Genomic DNA, 19,307 nt, shown 5'->3' with positions numbered 1-19,307 from the left:
AGATATACATCGAATTGCATGCAAGCATGCATCGATGATACCTTTTGACCCTTTAATCATATAATGTAAATTATATACGATTTGCTATGCTGTTGCAATGCAAAACAGAAAGGAAATTACAGCTAATGATAGAACAAAAGGAGCATTTTCACGGCAGTGACCTTGAAAAAATAGAAAAAATATACGGTATAAAGAAAGAAAATATTGTGAGCTTTGCAGCAAATGTCAACCCACTCGGTGAATCCGGTAAACTAAAGACGGCGCTGTCTGAGCGCATTGATGCAATCACAAAATACCCTGACAGGGAGTATACTTCTCTCAGAAAGGCTATCGGCAGCTACTGCAAGTGCGATTACAATCACATAACAGTCGGAAATGGATGCACGGAGCTCATCTCACTTTTCATTCAGATTACAGCCCCTAAAAAGACACTTCTGCTTGGTCCGACTTACTCTGAGTACGAGCGAGATTTAAGGATAAACGGCAGTGATATCTCATACTATTTTCTTAAGGAAAAGGATGATTTTAAGATTAATCCGGATGAATTCATCTCTGCAATCACAGCTGATACCGACCTTGTCATCATCTGTAATCCCAACAATCCGACCGGCAGCCTTATCACACCGGATAAGCTCAAAACGATTTTAACCCACTGTAAAGAGACAAATACTTACGTGATGATAGACGAGACATATATAGAGTTTGTGCCGGATGTGGATGAGCTTTCAGCAATCCCTCTGACGGCCTTGTTTGACAATGTGATTATACTGCGCGGCACATCCAAGTTTTTTGCCACTCCGGGGCTTCGCCTGGGCTATGCCATCACATCAAATTCACAAATTCTTACAGACATAAACACAAACAAAAATCCGTGGATGATTAACTCACTCGCCGTTGTCGCAGGTGAAACCATGTTTTTGGATGAGGAATATATAGACAAAACAAGAAGCATGATACTTTCAGAGAAAAACAGGTGCAAACAGCTGATAGAGGAATCACATAAATTCAAGCTTTATCCATCCTATAGCAATTTCTATCTGCTTAAGATACTTGATGAAGGTGTGGATGCACATATGCTCTTTGAGCGTGCCATAAGGCAGGGCATGATGATAAGGGACTGCTCTACATTTCCCGGACTCAAGGAGCGGTTCATACGATTTTGTATAATGAAGCCAGAGGATAATACAAGGCTTATTAATTGTCTTACACAATGATGCTAAATGCCTTTATATAAACATAACATATAACTTAGTATATAAATTTTATAAACAGGTGGCTAAAGTATCCTCTAAACGTATAACCAAAAAGCTTCCGAAAGGATTTAATCCAGCCGGAAGCTTTTTTTATAAAGTAAAACATAGAATATGCTTTAAGCTCTATATTATTTTGCAGATAAGAACTCGTCAATACCCTTTGCTGCTGCTTTTCCTGCCCCCATGGCAAGAATAACCGTTGCAGCACCTGTTACGGCATCTCCACCTGCGAATACACCCTCTTTTGAGGTTGCACCTGTATCCTCAGTAGCTACGATACATTTTCTCTTGTTTGTATCAAGACCGACTGTTGTAGAAGAAATAAGTGGATTTGGAGATGTACCAAGTGACATGATCACTGTATCGCACTCCATCTCATACTCAGATCCGGCAATCTCAACAGGACTTCTACGTCCTGATGCATCAGGCTCTCCAAGCTCCATCTTGATAAGCTTAACACCCTTAACCCAGCCATTCTCATCAACAAGAATCTCTGTAGGGTTCTCAAGAAGATCAAAGATAACTCCCTCTTCCTTAGCATGATGTACTTCCTCCTTACGTGCAGGAAGCTCTGCCTCACTACGTCTGTATACAATGTGTGTCTCTGCACCGAGACGAAGAGCTGTTCTGGCTGCGTCCATGGCTACGTTTCCACCACCTACAACTACAACCTTTTTGCCCTTTGAGATAGGAGTCTCATAACCCTCTTTAAAAGCTTTCATGAGGTTATTTCTTGTAAGGAACTCATTAGCAGAAAATACACCGTTGGCCTGCTCTCCAGGGATTCCCATAAATCTTGGAAGTCCTGCTCCAGAACCGATAAATACAGCCTCAAAGCCTTCTTCCTCCATAAGTTCGTCAATCTTAACTGACTTTCCGATAACTACATTTGTCTCGATTTTAACACCAAGTGCCTTGACATTCTCTACTTCTGCCGCAACAACCTTGTCCTTTGGAAGACGAAACTCCGGTATTCCGTAGCTTAATACTCCGCCGGCAGCGTGAAGTGCCTCAAAAATAGTTACATCATAGCCAAGCTTTGCAAGGTCTCCGGCACATGTAAGTCCTGCAGGACCTGAACCGATAACAGCAACCTTTTTGCCGTTTTTCTCTGCGGCTGTCTTTGGCTTGATGCCATTTTCTCTGGCTGTATCAGCAACAAATCTCTCGAGCTTTCCGATTGAGACAGGATCGCCCTTGAAGCCTCTGATACACTTGCCCTCACACTGGCTCTCCTGTGGGCATACACGTCCACATACAGCAGGAAGTGCTGATGACTCTGAGATAATCTCATAAGCCTTTGTGAAATCACCATTTTTAACCTGCTCAACAAATGCAGGAATATTGATAGAAACAGGGCAACCCTTCATACACTGTGCATTTTTACAGTTTAAGCATCTGCTTGCCTCTGCCATTGCCTCTTCTTTATTGTAGCCGTAGCAAACCTCTTCAAAGTTTGTGGCACGAACCTTTGGATCCTGCTCTCTGACAGGTACTCTCTTTAATACATCGACTTCCATTATTTGTCACCTCCGCAGTTTCCGCAGCCACCGTGATGTGTTGCGCCCTCTTCATAGGCAAGCTTAGCTCTGCCTTCCTCTGTCTTATATTGCTGCTGTCTCTTCATAGCCTGATCGAAATCAACAAGATGTCCGTCGAACTCAGGTCCGTCAACACATGCGAACTTAACCTTTCCATCCACGATCAGACGGCATGCACCACACATACCTGTTCCATCAACCATGATTGGGTTCATTGAAACAATTGTAGGAATCTCAAGCTTCTTTGTGAGCAGACATGTAAATTTCATCATAATCATAGGTCCGATAGCTACACAGCAGTCATATGTATTGCCGGCATCAACAAGTGCCTGAAGCTGCTGGCTGCCGTTACCGTGGAAGCCGTATGAGCCATCATCTGTACAAACATAGAGATTCTTTGCAACAGCTTTCATCTCATCCTCAAAGAAAAGGATATCCTTATTTCTAAAGCCCATGATGACATCAGCATCCACACCATGCTCTTTAAGCCACTTAACCTGTGGATATACAGGAGCTGTACCAAGACCTCCTGCGATAAATACGATGTGCTTTTTCTTTGTCTCCTCGAGGTTATCCTCCTGACAAAGCTCTGATGGACAGCCGAGGGGTCCGACGAAATCCTCTAATGAATCTCCCTCATTAAGAGCCATCATTCTCTCTGTTCCTGCACCGATAGTCTGTACTACGATAGTAACAGTCTCTTTTTCCCTGTCATAATCACAGATGGTAAGTGGGATTCTCTCTCCTACCTCATCTGTCTTTGCGATGATAAACTGACCAGGCAGACACTCTTTTGCAACTCGTGGTGCCTTTATATCCATAAGGATAATATTGTCAGCCAATTTTTCTTTTCGAACTATTGGATACATAGTCTTCCTCCTAGTTAAATCTTATCCCATTACATATGTAATCTGATACTCAATTATTTCATACTTTTTTAATTTTAAATGAAATGATATAATTTTTCAATATATTTCTTTAGATATTCCATAAAAATATGTTATATGCTTATGAAATTGTGTTATCTTTTGACATTCGACCAGTACTTTATATCAAAAACAGGAACCAATTCATGCAAAAAATGAACCGATTCCTGTATTTATCAACTTTTATGAGAAGTATACAAGCTCATCCTGCGGCTTCTCGGCTGGCTCGATGGAAACCGGATAAAGCACCGGTCCCTTTCCCTTGTACTCTCTTGCAAACTCCACATGCACCCTTGCGGTGATGGTAATCCACGATTTGTGAGGGATGCTGCTCTCATCCTCATACTTGCACTTAAAGCCTATAAAGGTCACATCCTCTATACAGCAGGTCATCGCAAATCTGCCCGGTACCATAACGCCCTTTCTAAGCTTATCAGGATTGTATACAAGAGCAAGAAATTTAACAACCTTGCCGTCGTACTTTTTATAATTCTCCATGGCATCCATATACCAGATGGCATAATCTGCATCAGAAAGCTCAATCACATCCTGATTTATGTCAAACGGCAGCTCCTCCGGACGCTCATCAATAGTACCGTCCTTGCGCTCATAGACAATCTGAGCCTTTCGGTTGATATTCTTGATGGTACGCCTTAAGTGGCCTCTGTCTGTATCATCATCTGTCCTGTTAAATATGACAACATCACTCGCAAATACCTGTTCCTGCATCATCGCGCGCATATTGTTCATATAAAGATCAAATGTGGTGGAATCAACTGTGGCGAGCGACTGCACGATAACCCAGCCCTTTGGCAGCTCGGCCTCTATAATCTTATCAATGCCCCATGTGCCGTTGTACTCGATAAATACCTGCTCAGGCAGATACTGCATGTTGAGCTCATTCAGCTTAGCTGCTGTAAACTCATCCTCAGAGTCAATCTCTGCAACCTGGAAATTGGCAGCCTTAAGCTTGTCCATATCATACTCCACATCGCCATCCTCGCACATAATGATAAGCCCCTTTGAGCCATTAGCGAAATCATTCTCAAAAATGGTATCCTTGATCAGTGAAGTCTTGCCACTGTCCATGAATCCGGTAAATAAATATACTGGAATCTCTTCAGCCATTTTGTTAGTTCCTTTCTGATTATTGTGTTAATGTGTAACTATTTAAAATATACTTAAGCAAGTCCAAAGAGCTCTTCCAACTCATGCTCGTGGATATCTGTTCCGATAACAACAATACGTCCTGTATAGTCAGGCTCGCCGTCACGAATCTCATACTCACCCGGAACCATATCAAAGTAAATCCACTTGCCGTCTGTGCCCTCTACCATGCCCTTTGAACGTAGAATCTTGTCATCCTCTACAAACTGCTTAAGGATTTCCTCGAGCTTAGCGCGCTCAAACTTGTGAGGAGTCTCCTTGCCCCAGCTTGTAAATACATCATCAGCATGATGATGTCCGTGCTCATGATCATGGTCATGACAGCCACAGGTGCAGCCCTCGCCGTGCTCGTGGTGATGCTCGTGTTCATCGTGATGGTGCTCATGCTCATCATGGTCATGGTGATGCTCATGCTCATCGTGGTCATGATGATGGTGATGATGCTCTGCCTCATCCTGTGCATGACGTGCCTCTGCAAGCACCTTCATCTCAAGATTGTCCTGACCCTCCATAGTCCTTAGTATCTGCTCTCCTTTAATAGCATCCCAGTCAGTAGTGATAACCGAAGCCTTTGGATTTAAAGCCTGAATCTGCTTTACGCAAAACTCAAGCTGCTCAGGTGTAGCATTCTGGCTGCGGCTTAAGATAACTGTTGTGGCATACTCTATCTGATTGTTGAAGAACTCACCAAAGGCCTTCATCTGCTTGCTTGCCTTAAGCGCATTTACAACTGTAACAAGTGCATTGAGCTTGACCGGCTGCTCTTTTTCGATATCTATAACTGATTTCATGACATCTGATAATTTGCCTACGCCGGAAGGCTCGATTAAGATACGGTCCGGATGATACTTAGTAATAACCTCATTTAAGTTCTTACCAAAATCACCTACCAGTGAACAGCAGATGCAGCCTGAGTTCATCTCAGTAATCTGGATGCCGGCATCCTTTAAAAAGCCACCGTCTATACCAACCTCACCGAACTCATTCTCTATGAGAACTATCTGCTCACCCTTAAAAGCCTCATCTATCATTTTCTTGATAAATGTAGTCTTTCCAGCTCCAAGGAAACCTGAAATAATGTCAATTTTTGTCATTGTAATTCACTCCTTTTCTTTTCACTAAGTCCTATTTTACTAGCAATAATACAAATATGCAAATTAAATTTTTATTATTAAATTATGTTAACGCATAACAAAAGAACTACCGCACGCGGTAGTTCTCTCTAATACATTAATTGTATTTTCTTTTTCTAGCTGCTTCAGATTTCTTCTTACGCTTTACGCTTGGTTTCTCGTAATGCTCGCGCTTACGGATCTCCTGCTGGATGCCTGCTTTTGCACAGTTTCTCTTGAATCTGCGTAATGCGCTATCTAAAGTCTCGTTTTCTTTAACTATTACACTAGACATAACCTAAAACCTAACCTCCCTCCAGTTGTGTATTGTGCATCAACTGTTAGGTATCTATACTTAATTGCACTAACATATATTTTATCAAAATATCCGGATTTGTCAAGATAAATCCGGATATTTTTTCAGATTTTTTCCGGATAAATAAAATTTGTAATATTTTTACAAAGATGAGCTTAATACTTTATTTTTGTTTATCTATATATGTAGCAATACCTATCGTTCCGGGACCCGAAATACACGCATTGGTTACTGATGATTTTTCTATAACAAAATCATCGCAATTTACATTTTTTTCTATTATAGCCGCTATCAGCTCCTGCTCTTTTACAGGAATACCTGAATGTGATATGTTTATATCCGATATCGGCCTGCCCTTAAGCTTCTTAACCGTCCTTTTTACAAAACGCACTCTTGCCTTTTCAAAGTCTCCAACCATAAAGCTTCTAATGTGAAGAGAGCTTCTTTTGACTACAAGTATCGGATGAAGATTTAAGGCTTCAAATATTATCTTTTTTCTTTTACCCACAAAACCATTTTCATAAAACGGTTCTATACTGTCAAGCAGAAATTCTGCCTTAATTCTTCCCTGAATGCTGTTGATCGTTGTAATAACTTCCTTAGCGGTGGCACCTTCACTTAATTTCTGTGCTGCATACTTTAATACAATTCTCATTCCACAAGACACCTGTCCCGAATTAACAACATTTACACTGCCAAAGCATTTAGCAGCATTCGACGCATTATAGTAGCTTTTGCCAAAATTCATCGCCACTGATATATGAATAAGCTCCTTTGCCTCTGTAAGCCTTGTTGCGAAGAAGTCTTCATAATCCTCTACGCTGACCGCTGAGACTGATATCTTTTTTCTGTCATTCAAAATCATATCAGAGATATTGTCAATTCCTATTTCAACCGTATCCTTAAAACGTCCGCCGGGTGTATTTATATACTGATATACCTGCTTTACAGACATACTCTTTGCCTCTTCGATTGGAATATCACATACACAGTCCGTTGTTATTATCAGCCTTTTCTTCAATACATCTGCCTTCTCCTGCATATCCCCTGCAAGACTCTTTTCAGACACATAGTGTGTATCAATACAGTATTCCAAAAATTCATTAGGAATATGAGACATTATGGATGCTTCAAGCCTGTTTCCCTCAAGCGGCTTTTCTATATAACCGTCAAAGCCCTCCTGCATTATATCATTGATAACATTTCTCTCACCCTCTGCAGTCATTAGTAATACCTGTGAGCCTCTGCACAGGCCGTTTTCCTGCTGTTTAATCTTCTGCAAGGCCTCTACACCGTTTATTTCCGGCATCATATAATCAAGCAATATAATGTTATAATACTTCTGGCTGGTCAGATTCAATGCCTCCAAAGCTGAATTTGCTTCATCAATCTGCACCTTTGTCCCTCTTAACAGCTTCACCGTAACCATACGTGATGCATCATTATCGTCTACCACTAAAACTCTGACATCCGGAGCCTCAAAAAGATGCTTGAATTTGGTATGCTCTCCCTCTTTTTTGGCAAGAAAATCTATATTTCCAATCGGACTGCCATCAATAATATCCTGCTCTAAAACAATGGAAAAAACTGACCCCTTTGTGTATATGCTGTCCACCGTTATCTCTCCACCCATCAAATCCATAAGCTGTTTACAGATTGACAGACCAAGCCCGGTTCCCTCAATTCTGTTAATCTCAGAGCCGTCAGCACGCGAAAAACTGTCAAAAATGCGATCTATTACCTCCTTTTTTATGCCAATTCCGGTATCTGCAACAGAAACCGTTATTTTACACCTCTTATCAGATATACTCTCAGCGTTGGCTGTAAGCGTAACACTTCCCTCCTTCGTATATTTGGCAGCATTTACGAGGATATTCAAAAGCACCTGCTTTATTCTCTTAGGATCGCCACGCATAACAGACGGCAGCGTACGCTCTATATTTACATAAAATGCCAGTCCCTTTGATTCAATCCTGTTCCTTATAACAGATATAAGCTCGCTAAACATTTCCTGTGTATTATAACTAACCTCATATATACGCATTTTTTTATTTTCAATCTGTGAAAAATCCAGGATATCATTTACCAGGGAAAGCAACATTATTCCTGCATTTTGTATTACAGCAGCATTTTCTGCCACCTCATCAGAAATCGTGTCATCCCTCAATATCATTTCATCAAGACCAATTATAGTATTTATAGGCGTACGTATTTCATGGCTCATATTTGCAAAAAACGTACTTCTTGAAGCACTGATTTTTTCAGTTTCATTCTTCTGATATATAGCTACTTCTCTTGCCTTGCTGTAGGATTTCAATTGAAATTTCATAATCATTCCAAGAAATATTCCAATAAACACAATTGCAAATAATGAATCTAAAACAGCAAGAGCATCTGATTTAATGGGGATTATAAGCTTTGGATATTTGTAACCTATCAGATAAACAACAATATCATCCAATATAGCCAGAATAAGAAACAAATACATTTCTATCCCATCAAAAATACAGATAATATAAAACATTCCCAGCACAAACCACACGGGTGCACCACCCGTAATTCCACCATTGGTAAAATACATCAACGGAAATACAACATATATCGCAGCCACACCAATGACAATCTCAGCCAAATCTGTTCTGTTAAGAGTTGAAGATAAAATATGGCCTATTATCAGTGAAACCAATAATAGCACCATCAGCATGATTGATTTAATACATGGCTGTACAACAATCTGCTCTATCATACCCAAAAAACACATTATTACTCCGATATCAATCAGCTTTTTTAAAAATTTTTCTCTTATGTTGTATTCCGTGAGATTTTTAGGCATTATCATCACCTTCCAATAGCAATTCATCAATAATTTTCTTTAACATATCAAGTGCAGACATGTAATCAGAGTTTCTTATTTTCTGCTCAATCTGACCTGTTCTGTCAGCCAGTACCACCTGACCATAGGAGCAGCCGTTTAAATCATTTATTATATGCAGCATATTACTTTCATCAAAAGAATAAACAGCCTCCTCAAAAGCACTGTAAATCGCGCTAAGCTCATCGGACTGTATGCTTGTAAGCTGTATCAAAGATCTTTGTTTTTTCTCGCATTCTTCGTCTTTGAACATCTCTTTAAGGCCATCTAAAACACGTATATACTCATTGACAAAATCATCATTGTTGTCTTTTATGTAAGCTGTATCATCCTCTTTTCCTGCAAGCTCAAGATTTTTTGCCATATCCGAAAGCTTATTGATTCCGACACTTTTCATTGAACTTTTAAGACCATGCACATAAATGACATAGTTTTTCCAATCCGCCTCTTCATATGCCTGTTTTATTTTGTCTAACGTACTTTTGCCATTTTCTATATGCACCTTCAAGATTTTCATAAGATTTTCTCTTGAGCCACAATACAAAATTCCCTGCTTATAATCTATAAAATCAGCCGTTTTGATTTGTGGCGGCTGTTCTTTCGCCTGTACGGTTTTAACGCTGTCAGTTTCTTTTCCGGCAAAAGAATCTCCCACGATTATTTTATCTTCCGGTAAATACATTTTCAGTATTTTCTTAAGCTCGGACATTTCAACTGGCTTCGGCAAAAAATTCTCAAAGCCCTCTTTCAAAAACATTTCTCTTGCACCTAGTACGGTATTGGCTGTAAGTGCAATAACAGGAACCTCCATAAAATAAAATCCGTTCTTTTTTCTAAGACGTCTGAAGGTCTCTATCCCATCCATATCAGGCATCATATGGTCAAGAAATATGATATCATATTTTCCTGAGTCAACCATTTTCAGTGCCTCTTCACCGCTTAATGCGGTATCGGCCTCAATCTTAAATGTCTTAAGCAGCCCTACTGCAACATTCAGATTCAGCTTGTCATCATCCACCACAAGCACTCTGGCCTGTGGTGCCGTAAATTTGTCATAATTGTCTGTCGAGATACTATTTCTGTTTTCATCCATTTTTCCAAGAAGAGCCATAGCTGCAGAAAAAACATATATAGGCTTCATAAGCTTTATTATTCTGTCTGATTCTATTTTTTCCTCCTGCTCTGTGTCTATGACAACTATCAAATTGTTTTCTTTTTCGGCAAGCTGATTGAAATAATCTTTATCCTCGCTATACTCTACATAGCTTATAAAATAATGAGTATATCTGCTCAATTCGACCCTGCGCTTAAATTCAGCCAGATTGTGACACATATGCATAGGTATCTTAAGATTTTTTGACATATTATCTATTGCCGCTTTATACTCATCTCTCATCTGCATAAGATGGAACTGCTCCATATCCAAATATGCAAGTACGTTTTCATTTGTATCGAACTCAGCAGAAATAACAGGCTCCTGGTTTGCCACCCTCTGAGGTATTACAACCTTGAATTCACTTCCCACCGCCGGTTCACTGCTTACCGTTATAGTTCCGTTCATCTGCTCAATGATTGCTCTTGCAATTGGAAGACCAAGACCCACTCCACCTTCCTGTCTGTTTCTCTTTGTATCAGCCTGATTAAAGCTTGAAAATATTTTCTCAATATTACGCTTATCCATGCCTATTCCGGTATCCTTGACAGTAATCACCAGATTGATTCCGTAAAATTCTCTTCTGTAACCGATTTTTACAGCTATACAGCCTATACTCGTGAATTTTGCCGCATTACTTATAATATTGTAAACAACTCTTTTTATCTTTGCCTCATCGCCAAACAGCTCACATGGTATTGTGCTGTCACAATCTGCAATTATCTCAATATCTTTATTTTTTCTGAGCACATATGCAAATTCCACTATATCATTGATTAGTGAATCAACACTGTATTTCGATACATTTATTTCGTATTTTCCTGTTCTTAAATCCGAAAAATCGATGAGATCATCCACAAGAGAATTTAGTCTTTTGCAGGACATCTGTATATTTTCCACTTTAAGCCTGGTTTTTTCGTCAGGATTGTTCTGCAGCATAATCTCGCTCATGCCGTTTATAGAATTAATGGGCGTACGTATTTCATGGCTGACATTTGCCATAAAATCATCCTTGCTTTGTTCAGCCTCTTTAAGTTCTTTTTCAACCTGGCCCAGTCTTTTGTCGCGTCTGCGTCTCCTGATTCCCAGCAAATGTATATAAAAAATCACCAGATATGCGTTGCCTATAGGTACAAGATTATTATATATATCATCTATTGAGGATAAGGTAAAGGATTTGAGTATGACTGCATGATAAAAAACAATCACAGATAACGCAATCGTATTATATAAAAGGATACCGTCTATATCATAAAAGCCAATAAGCACTGTCTGCGCAATTAAAGGCACTATTATTGAACCAATATCGCCTGTATGCATCGAATAAAGCACAAAACAGACTACTATAAGAATGGAATTAAGCTTAGCCCTGCCCTCATAATCAAAATAACTCCCAACATATGAAATCACAGAGACTGCTGCCACTGTTACCATAAATGTCGGTAACCATGTACTCCATTTGAGTTTTAATGCACTAAAAATCATAAAAGAATAATTTATGACCAGCATTATGAGTATAATTTTTTCCGTGTTGTCCCTTCGTCTGTTCTGACTGTACATATAACCCCTCTGCACTTATAACATAAACTAATACTTACCGCTTCCCTCTCCAAGTGAAATTATCTGCTCATTTGGATTACTCTGCATATGTATTTTTTCCGTTCTGTTTTCTGACACGGCAATCTGCCCCTGACCAGAAGACTCTCCAAGATTATAAATAGAAATCATGTCTCTCATATGAATGGCCTGGTCTGAAAGCTCTTCGCTTGCGGCTGCACACTCCTCACTTGTAGCTGAGTTATTCTGTACTACCTGTGATACCTGATTGATTGCCTGATTAATCTGTGCTACAGCAGTTGCCTGATAATTTGATGCCTCGGCAATATTGTTGACAATCTTCTCACTCTGTGTCACACCATCTGTAATTAATTCCAGTGCCTTTGCGGTATCGTCTGCAATCTTAGAGCCCGCTTCAACCTTTATAATTGAGCTTTCGATAAGCTCCGCTGTTTCTGCCGCAGCCTGAGCGCTCTTTGCCGCAAGATTTCTAACCTCCTCAGCAACAACAGCAAAGCCCTTTCCGGCATCGCCTGCCCTTGCTGCCTCAACTGCTGCATTAAGTGCTAAAATATTTGTCTGGAATGCAATGTCATCAATCACTTTAATTATCCTTGATATGCTCTCTGATGATTTATTAATATCATCCATGGCATTCATCATGCCTTCCATCTGCTCATTTCCCCTGCTTACATAATCAATTGCACTGTGCATGAGGTCTGATGCCTCTGTCGCATGTGTCGCATTAACCTTTGTCTTCTCTGCAATATCCGTAATTGAAGATGTAATCTGCTCAATTGCACTCGCCTGCTCTGTTGAGCCCTGCGCCAGTGCCTCGCTTGCGCTAGCCACCTGTGAAGAGCTTGTCATAACCTGATATGCTGACTCGTTGATGTTTGAAAGTGCATGCAGATTCTTCTCTACCATCTTTTGAAGTGCATATCCAAGCATGTCCTTATCACTTCTTGGGACAATGGTAACTGTCAAATCTCCGTTTGCAACAGCCTCAGCAAGTTTTAGTTCTTCCTTCTGTGCGTCTATAAGCTTTTGATAATCTTTTTTAAGTCTGCCAAACTCATCATTTTTTATCTCACCCATATCCACATCGAGATTTCCTGCTATAAGCTCATGCGTTACCTCACTTATTTTATTAAAGCCATTTCTGAAACCTCTTAAAAAGTATATTGTGGTAAACCCCATAAATATAATAGAGCCAAAAAATACAATTCCCAGAAAAAACTGATAACTATGTGTATATTTTACCGGATCATCTGCTTTAAGCTGATTATTTGAAAATAAATAAGTCTGAATTATTGTTAACAATATAATTAAATCTGCTCCCAAAAATGTAATTATTAATTTGTTTCTAAAAGATGTTCCTTTCATCTTTACTCCTCCTTCTCATCTGTTATCTGTTCTAAAAGTGCTGTATCTTCGTCGTTTAATAATTTTTCAGGATCCAGCAATAGCTTTACTTTATCGCCAACCCTTCCTATACCGTATACATATTTGTTTTGTGATTTATCTGCCTTTCCAATCTTTGGATTAGGAACAATGTTGCCCTCTGTAATCTCCACAACCTCTGCAATCTTTTCCACAATAAGACCGACTACAAGATTTTTTACATTCAACACAATAATACAGGTTCTGTCATTATACTCAAACGGCTCCTGCCTGAACCTGATTCTCGCATCAACCACAGGTATAATTTTACCTCTGAGATTGATAAGACCCTTAATGTAATCCTCCGTCTCCGGTATTTCGGTAATTTCCTGATAAACAATTATCTCGTTTACATATTCGATTTTAATTCCGAAATATTCACTGCCGGATTTAAATGTAACATACTTATCCTTTTGTGCATCATTATCTGCCATAAGCTTTTCCTTTCTTTTTCGTTTTTATCAAAAAATCTATTCCACAATACCTCCCGAATCAAGAATCAATGCTATGCTTCCGTCTCCAAGCTGCGTACACCCCGATAAACCTTTGACCTTTTTGATGTACGACGGAATCGGTTTTACAACTATCTCCTGTTTTCCAATCAGTGTATCAACAAACAGACATATATGTTTTCCTTCCACCTCAAGAATCACCATCATTCCATCCTCTACGTTTTCTTTGCAGCCGCTTATATGATACCAGTCTCCGATTCTTCTAACCGGATAAACCTCGCCCCTTATCATCACACTCTCTGTGCCATCCGGGTCGCGAATCATCATATCCTGCTTAACGCTTACAAATTCTTTTACTACACCCGCCTCTATAACAAAGCTGGAGGTACCTACCTTCATCACAATTCCATCTATAATCGCAAGTGTAAGAGGTATCTTTAAATTCATTGTACTGCCACATCCGGGAGTACTTTCTATCTCGAGCGTTCCGCCTATTTTCTGGATATCTGATATAACCACATCCATTCCGACACCACGTCCTGAGTATTCTGTAACCTTTTCATTGGTGGAAAAACCCGGCAGTGTGATAAAATGATAAACCTCTTTGTCCGAATACGCATCATCCGGCTTTGACGGATCTAAAAGCCCCTGTTTTCTTGCCTTTGCAATAATTTTTTGACGGTCAAGTCCTGTACCGTCATCACTCACACTGATCCATACCTTTCCTGATTCAGTTTTGGCTGACAGGGTAACGGTTCCCTTTGGATCTTTACCTGCTGCAATTCTTTCCTCCTTTGACTCAATACCATGATCTACGGAATTTCTTACCAGATGCATGAGTGGATCAGAAATATGCTCAATTATATTTTTGTCAACCTCAGTTGTATCTCCCACCATCTCAAAATTAATATCCTTTCCAAGCTTTCTTGAAACATCGAATACAATTCTGTTCATTTTCTGGAAGGTATTGGTGAGCGGAACCATTCGCATTGACATGATTACATTCTGTAAATCTGTCGAAATCTTAGACATCTGTGCAGCCGCTTTGTTAAAGTTGTCAAGCATAAGCCCCGGCACTTTAAGATCCGGGTTCTGCAGCACTACGGATTCCGAAATAACAAGCTCTCCTATCAGATCCATAAGCATATCCATCTTGTGTATATCCACACTGATAAATGAAGTTTTTTCGCTCTTTGGCTTTTTATCCTTTGCAAGCTTTCTGCCTTTTCCGGGTTCTTTTGAAGCTACGACATAATCTCCCGGCGCAGGCTGCTTTTTCTTTCCGGCCTGTTCATCACCTTCTGTCGCCCTTGCCTCTATTTCTTCAACGGATGAATCTAAATCTATTTTAAGTGAATCGGCTGCTGTTTCACCAAAGCCATTATCATATTCTTCCTTCGTGCATTCACTGATATCAACCCTTTTGATATCATAGCCTGCTTTTACAAGAGCTTCTATATCCTTCCTGTCTTTTGATGTTTTAAGAAGAATCTTAAAGCCGTCTTTTAATATTGCTTCAGCGGTATTCTCATCAGATACAATATTTTCAGGCTCATAAAGCATCTCTGCTGCAATTGCCTTAAGAGAATATACTGCCTTATACGCATGTACATTTGCAAGCTCCAGATTTTCAAAATACTCTATCACTATTCTGAAATAATGATAAGTGCTTCCCGAAACTGCCGGTGGAATATAAAACTGCTTTGCTGAGGTATCCTTTTTTTCAACCGTCGGTGATGCTTCGTTATTTTGTTTTTTCAGCCTTGTAAGAAATTCATCAAGCTTTGCTGTTATAGGTTTGGAATCTCCATCTGCATCCTCACCGTTTTGGATTTTATCCATTTCCTCTGTTATAAAATCTGCCACTTCCAGGACATGCTCTACAAGCTCCACATGAGGGACATTTTGCGGATGCGATTCTCTTAAATAAAAGAATACATCCTCAAGCTTATGAGCTATTGCCGTAATATCGTCATACATCATTATGGCTGAAGAGCCCTTTATCGTATGCATTGTACGGAATATCTCATTCATACTGTCCTCATCAAAGCATTCCTCGTCCTTTTGTTCAAGAACTATTTCCTGTAAATTTTCAAGAAGCTGTGTGTTCTCAAACAGATATGTATCGAGCATATCCTGGGTATTAAACTCAACACCCATTGCACATTCGCCTTTCTTTATTTTTCATCAATAAGTCCTATTTTCTTTAATGCCTGCTCAAACTTTGCCTGGTCAATCGGCTTGCCCGAATATATGGTACATCCCAGATCAAATGCCATTTTAACATTTTTTTCCTCGTTTAAGGCTGTTGCCATTATCACCTTTACTCTCTTGTCCTCAGGTATATTTTTCTCTTTCTCGAGATTTCGTATACCCATAAGCGCCTGATAGCCATCCATAACCGGCATCATAATATCAAGACAGACAAGATCATACGGTTCTTCCTCCTCAAGGGCGAGCATAAACGCATCTACAGCCTCCATTCCATCTACGGTCACATCACAGCTTCCATATTTTGACAGGAAATTTGCCATATATTTTCTTGTGGCAAAATCATCCTCTGCAAGTAAAATTTTCATTTTCTTCTCCTTATCCTTGATTAATTAGTTTATATGTTTTTGGAGCAATACTCTGAAGCTTTTCCTGGTACATGACAGCGCCAATATCATATGCAGCCTTTGGCATTCCATAGACAACACAGGTTGATTCATCCTGTCCTATTGTACGCGCTCCTGCATTTTTCATTTTAAGAAGCCCTTTTGCTCCATCTCTTCCCATACCGGTAAGAATAATACCTATCGCATGTGAACCCGCAGCCTCTGCTACAGAGTTAAAAAGAACGTCAACCGACGGACAATGTCCGTTGACCCTTTCACCCTTTTTCAAAACTACCTGATAATTGTCGGCTATTTTTACTACGGACATTTGTTCATCACCTCCGGGAGCGATAAGCACTTCCCCTTTTGCGACTATATCTCCATTTTTGGCTTCCCTGACCTTGACCCTGCACTGCGAATCCAGCCGGTTGGCATACATTTCAGTAAATTTGGGTGGCATATGCTGAACCACAACCGTTCCCGGTATATCAGTCGAAAAATTTTTCAGCACCTCTGCTATCGCCTCCGTCCCGCCTGTTGAAGCTCCGATTGCTATCAGATTTGTTTCTGATTTAGAGGATGTGCTGTAATTATTATCAAACATAACCGGCTTTTTATATCTGCTCACTCTTGCAGTTGATGCCACTTTTATTTTAACGGGAAGTTCATTACACAAAAAGCTGTCAAGCTGTTTTCTGTCAGCAACAGCGGGCTTTGCAACAAAATCAACAGCGCCGGCCTTCATTGCATCAAACACCTTTTCACTAAGCGCACTTATTACGACAACCGGCATTGGATATTGTGGCATTAGTTTTCTTAAAAATTCAAGTCCATCCATTCTCGGAAGCTCTATATCCAGTGTCATCACATCAGGTCTGTATTTAATTATTTTATCTCTTGCTTCAAATGGATCTGATGCAGTGGCTACAACCTCAAGTGCATTGTCCTTTTCAAGACTTTGAACAAGAAGGTTTCTAAACACAATAGAATCCTCAACCACCAGAACCTTTATTTTTTTCATTATGAATTCCTCTTATTTTCTAAAAACTGCCGGTGATACAAGCTTAAACGGTACCACCTGTCTGTTTATTGTCTCTGTCTTTCCGAGAAACAGATATCCTCCCGGCTCAAGACAGTCATATATCTTCTTTAGTATACTTAATTTTGTATTATCATCAAAGTAGATAAGCACATTTCTTAGAAAAATTGCATGCATTTTTTTCTTAATCGGAAAAGCAGACATCAAATTAAACTTCCTGTAAAGCACTTCTCTCTTTAATTCATCTGTTATTATAAAGCAGTCCTCATCAGGTATCTTCCTGAAAAATCTTCTTTTCCAAGCCTGTGGAAGCGGATTAATCTGCTCCTGTGTATATATTCCTTTTATTGCCTGTTCAAGCACTGCTGTAGATACATCAGTTGCAAGTATCTGTGTATCCCACGCTTCCTTCTCTAACCCAAAATAATCCAATATGATCATTGCTATTGTGTATGCTTCCTCTCCTGTAGACGAGGCTGCACACCATATTCGAAGCTCCTTATCTGCTGCTTCTTTTTTCTTAATCCATGGAAGAACAACACCTTTAAAAAAATCAAAATGCTCAGGCTCTCTCATAAAATAGGTATGATTTGTCGTCAGTATGTCAACAAGCCTTTTTTCAAGCTCTCTTGTTATGTCTGATTCAAGGGCATCCATATAACTGTCATAGCTGTTATAGCCCACACCTTTGACATAGTTTTCGAGTCTTCCCTCCATTATTGTTTTCTTATGGCTCATATCAATACCATATTTACTTTTCAAAAAATCCCTTATTCTCAAAAATTCTCTTTCTGTCATGATCAAATCTCATTTTTTCAAATAAACTGTGTTGATATTTTCCTGCATATATCAAATAACTCTGGGTTAAACTTTATATCTTTTTCAGCCCCAAGTATCTCGAATGCCTGATTATCGTTAAATGCTCTTCTGTAAAGACGTTCCTCTGTAAGTGAGCAATATGCTCCCACCAGCGAAACTATCTGGGCTGACAGCGGAATGCCATCCTTCTTAAGTCCTTCCGGATATCCCGAACCATCCCAGTTCTCATGATGATAATTTGCAATTTCAATTGACATATCTACAAAATCATTATAATCTCCCTGTTCCTGCACATCCCGCAGTATCTTGGCTCCTATTGTTGTATGTGTCTCCATTACCTTCTGCTCAAGCAATGTAAGACTTCCCTTCTTTTGCAGGATTGCCGATGGAATTGCCACATTTCCGATATCGCAAAGTGGTGCGGCAAGCTCTATTGTCTCAACAAACAAATCAGATATAACACTCTCAAACCCCGGTGACAGCTGCATCGCCTGCGACAGTATCCTGCTGTTATACTGAAGTCTCTCCATATGCTTTACATCATATGAGGAGTTTTCCCTTGCCACGCGTCCAAGTGCATATAAAACATTTTTCTTTTCCTGTTCCATCTGCTTAAGCTGCTGTTGTACAGATAAAGCAAGCTTTCTGTTTGCGTTTTGCAAATCATTGTTCATATCAGCTATTTTCAAATGCACAGCAATGCGTGCCTGCACCACCTCATGAATGAAGGGTTTTGTGATATAATCCTCTCCTCCCACAGAAAAGCCTTTTGTTATATCATCCGGCGAATCAAAGGCTGAAATAAATATAACCGGTATTTCACGCGTCAGCGGGTCATTTTTCAAAATACCACACAGCTCAAAGCCGTCCATCTGCGGCATTGCCACATCCAGCAAAATAAGATTCGGCTTTATATGCTCCATAATCTTAAGTGTCTGTATTCCATTTTCTGCAAGTACAGGTAAATATCCCATATCAGAAATAATATTTCTAAGGACAAATCTGTTTGCCTCAACATCATCAACAATTAGAATTTTCTTTTGATCACTCATGACGTCTC

Annotated in this window: 15 protein-coding genes; 1 reads left to right on the top strand and 14 read right to left on the bottom strand. The window is 39.7% G+C overall.

Annotated elements, in window-relative coordinates:
* The first annotated feature begins 125 nt into the window (after window positions 1-125).
* Window positions 126-1,214, top strand: a complete 1,089-nt coding sequence (locus ACTQ1L_RS00860) for a pyridoxal phosphate-dependent aminotransferase (RefSeq protein ID WP_441365098.1) — start codon at window positions 126-128, stop codon at window positions 1,212-1,214.
* A gap of 167 nt (window positions 1,215-1,381) precedes the next feature.
* Here ACTQ1L_RS00860 and gltA read toward each other — a convergent pair whose 3' ends face one another.
* The 14 genes from gltA to ACTQ1L_RS00790 all read right to left on the bottom strand — a co-directional run bounded on the left by gltA (window position 1,382) and on the right by ACTQ1L_RS00790 (window position 19,299).
* Entirely contained in the window at window positions 1,382-2,773 is a 1,392-nt protein-coding gene (gltA, locus tag ACTQ1L_RS00855) for an NADPH-dependent glutamate synthase (protein WP_321111739.1), read from the bottom strand.
* On the bottom strand, window positions 2,773-3,663 hold the full coding sequence (locus tag ACTQ1L_RS00850; RefSeq protein ID WP_012742672.1) for a sulfide/dihydroorotate dehydrogenase-like FAD/NAD-binding protein: 891 nt from the start codon (window positions 3,661-3,663) through the stop codon (window positions 2,773-2,775). The genes gltA and ACTQ1L_RS00850 overlap by 1 nt, the downstream gene beginning before the upstream one ends.
* A gap of 240 nt (window positions 3,664-3,903) precedes the next feature.
* Window positions 3,904-4,848, bottom strand: coding sequence for a TIGR03943 family putative permease subunit (locus ACTQ1L_RS00845; RefSeq protein WP_321111737.1), 945 nt, complete (start codon window positions 4,846-4,848; stop codon window positions 3,904-3,906).
* Between the two features lie 53 nt (window positions 4,849-4,901).
* On the bottom strand, window positions 4,902-5,981 hold the full coding sequence (locus ACTQ1L_RS00840) for a CobW family GTP-binding protein (protein ID WP_441365097.1): 1,080 nt from the start codon (window positions 5,979-5,981) through the stop codon (window positions 4,902-4,904).
* A gap of 136 nt (window positions 5,982-6,117) precedes the next feature.
* Complete coding sequence (rpsU, locus tag ACTQ1L_RS00835) at window positions 6,118-6,294, bottom strand: 30S ribosomal protein S21 (protein ID WP_006856185.1); 177 nt, start codon at window positions 6,292-6,294, stop codon at window positions 6,118-6,120.
* Between the two features lie 184 nt (window positions 6,295-6,478).
* Window positions 6,479-9,148: a DegV family protein gene (locus ACTQ1L_RS00830; RefSeq protein WP_441365096.1), complete on the bottom strand. Its 2,670-nt coding sequence runs from the start codon at window positions 9,146-9,148 to the stop codon at window positions 6,479-6,481.
* Window positions 9,141-11,900: an ATP-binding response regulator gene (locus ACTQ1L_RS00825; RefSeq protein ID WP_441365095.1), complete on the bottom strand. Its 2,760-nt coding sequence runs from the start codon at window positions 11,898-11,900 to the stop codon at window positions 9,141-9,143. The genes ACTQ1L_RS00830 and ACTQ1L_RS00825 overlap by 8 nt, the downstream gene beginning before the upstream one ends.
* Window positions 11,901-11,927: 27 nt before the next feature.
* Window positions 11,928-13,283 carry a methyl-accepting chemotaxis protein gene (locus ACTQ1L_RS00820; protein ID WP_441365094.1) on the bottom strand — a complete coding sequence of 452 codons (1,356 nt, stop codon included), beginning with the start codon at window positions 13,281-13,283 and terminating at the stop codon, window positions 11,928-11,930.
* A gap of 2 nt (window positions 13,284-13,285) precedes the next feature.
* Window positions 13,286-13,774, bottom strand: coding sequence for a chemotaxis protein CheW (locus ACTQ1L_RS00815; protein WP_321111732.1), 489 nt, complete (start codon window positions 13,772-13,774; stop codon window positions 13,286-13,288).
* 36 nt (window positions 13,775-13,810) lie between these two features.
* A complete protein-coding gene (locus ACTQ1L_RS00810; RefSeq protein ID WP_441365093.1) occupies window positions 13,811-15,952 on the bottom strand; it encodes a chemotaxis protein CheW in 2,142 nt (713 codons plus the stop codon).
* Between the two features lie 17 nt (window positions 15,953-15,969).
* Window positions 15,970-16,371, bottom strand: a complete 402-nt coding sequence (locus ACTQ1L_RS00805) for a response regulator (protein WP_441365092.1) — start codon at window positions 16,369-16,371, stop codon at window positions 15,970-15,972.
* 10 nt (window positions 16,372-16,381) lie between these two features.
* On the bottom strand, window positions 16,382-17,410 hold the full coding sequence (locus ACTQ1L_RS00800) for a protein-glutamate methylesterase/protein-glutamine glutaminase (protein WP_441365091.1): 1,029 nt from the start codon (window positions 17,408-17,410) through the stop codon (window positions 16,382-16,384).
* A gap of 12 nt (window positions 17,411-17,422) precedes the next feature.
* Window positions 17,423-18,226, bottom strand: a complete 804-nt coding sequence (locus ACTQ1L_RS00795) for a CheR family methyltransferase (protein ID WP_441365090.1) — start codon at window positions 18,224-18,226, stop codon at window positions 17,423-17,425.
* A gap of 17 nt (window positions 18,227-18,243) precedes the next feature.
* Complete coding sequence (locus ACTQ1L_RS00790) at window positions 18,244-19,299, bottom strand: response regulator (protein WP_321111727.1); 1,056 nt, start codon at window positions 19,297-19,299, stop codon at window positions 18,244-18,246.
* Window positions 19,300-19,307 lie beyond the last annotated feature (8 nt).

It is taken from the genome of Agathobacter sp. LCP21S3_B2 (assembly GCF_052118705.1).
GTDB lineage: Bacteria > Bacillota > Clostridia > Lachnospirales > Lachnospiraceae > Roseburia.
The sequence above is the reverse complement of the archived record's forward strand: the minus strand, read 5'-3'. Positions and strand labels throughout refer to the sequence as shown.